The organism is Streptomyces sp. NPDC001770 (assembly GCF_053596135.1).
This window is the reverse complement of sequence record NZ_JBSFFN010000106.1, coordinates 1-1,749: the sequence shown is the minus strand read 5'-3', so window position 1 is coordinate 1,749 and position 1,749 is coordinate 1. Positions and strand designations below refer to the sequence as shown.

The following is a 1,749-nucleotide window of genomic DNA, read 5'->3' as shown; positions in this document are numbered from 1 at the left end:
GAGTCGGCTGAGGATGTGCTGCCGCAGCGGGCGTTCAAGGATCTGGGTTTTGATTCGGTTGGTGCGGTGGAGTTGCGGAACCGGCTCTCCAAGGAAGTCGGTGTCAAGTTGGCTTCCACGATGGTCTTCGACCATCCCAACGCCACCGCCCTCGCGGAGTACGTACGAGGCGAACTCGTCGGTGTGGGTGAGCAGGCGGTCCGGAGTGAGGGTGCGGTCCAGGTCGTGGCTGCCGCGCTCGGCGAGCCGATCGCGATCGTCGGCATGGGATGCCGGTACCCGGGCGGAGTGATGGGGCCCGACCAGTTCTGGGATCTGCTCGTAGCCGAGACGGACGCGATCAGCGGATTCCCGAACGACCGGGGCTGGGAAGCAGTCGAGGAGGGCTTCGGACAGCGGCAGGCGTACCGTCGGCAGGGCGGATTCATATACGACGTGGCCGACTTCGATGCGGGGTTCTTCGGGATCAGTCCGCGCGAGGCGCTGGCGATGGACCCGCAGCAGCGGCTGCTGCTGGAGACCTCCTGGGAGGCGATCGAGAGGGCTGGGATCGACCCCAAGTCCCTGCACGGATCCGCGACCGGCGTCTTCGTCGGCGCGAGCCACGCGGGCTACGACGCGAGCTTGCCCGCGGACGACCGGAGCCTGGACGGTTACCGCCTGATCGGCACGGTGTCGGCGGTCGCCTCGGGGCGGATCTCGTACTGCCTGGGCCTGACCGGTCCTGCGGTGACCATGGATACGGCCTGTTCCTCGTCCCTGGTGGCGATGCACCAGGCGATGCTCGCCCTGAGATCGGGCGAGTGCTCGATGGCGCTGGCCGGCGGTGTGGCCGTGATGGTCTCGCCCGGCGCGTTCATGGAGTTCGGGAGCCAGGGCGGTATGGCGTCGAGCGGCCGGTCGAAGGCGTTCTCCGAGGAGGCCGACGGGATCGGCTGGGGCGAGGGCGTGGGCATGGTCCTGTTGGAGCGCCTGTCGGACGCCCAGCGCAATGGGCATCAGGTGCTGGCGGTGATCCGCGGGAGTGCGGCGAACCAGGACGGTGCGTCGAACGGTCTGGCGGCGCCGAACGGTCCTTCGCAACGCCGGGTGATCCGCGCGGCCCTCGCCAACGCACAGTTGTCGCCGGCCGACGTCGACGCCGTGGAAGCCCACGGTACCGGCACCTCACTCGGTGACCCGATCGAAGCCAACGCCCTCCTCGCGACATACGGCCAAGAGCGTTACGAGGAGCAGCCGTTGTGGCTCGGCTCGGCGAAGTCCAACATCGGCCATACACAGTGTGCGGCCGGCGTCACCGGTGTGATCAAGATGGTGATGGCATTGCAGCACGGCATGCTGCCGAAAACCCTGCACGCGGAACAGCCGTCGACCCATGTCGACTGGGAGACGGGCAACGTGCGCTTGTTGCAGGAGGCGGTGGAGTGGCCGACGGGTGAGCGTCCGCGTCGGGCCGGTGTCTCGGCCTTCGGGGTGAGCGGCACCAATGTCCACCTCATCCTGGAGGAGGCGCCGGACGCCGAACCCGACGAGCGGCAACCGCGGGTGACTCCGGTACTGGCCGAGGGGGTTTCGGCCTGGCCGGTGTCGGGTCGGAGTGCTGCGGCGTTGGCGGGTCAGGCTGGCCGGCTGCGTGAATTCGCGCTTTCGCGGGCGGAGTTGTCGGTCGGTGACGTCGGGTGGTCGTTGGCGGTGACGCGTGCGGCGTTGGAGCACCGTGCGGTGGTGCTCGGTAGCGGGCGCGGTGAG

Annotated in this window: 1 protein-coding gene; it reads left to right on the top strand. The window is 68.7% G+C overall.

The features are described from left to right. On the top strand, nt 1-1,749 hold a 1,749-nt coding region (locus tag ACWCSV_RS34545; protein WP_451149223.1), incomplete at both ends, for a type I polyketide synthase.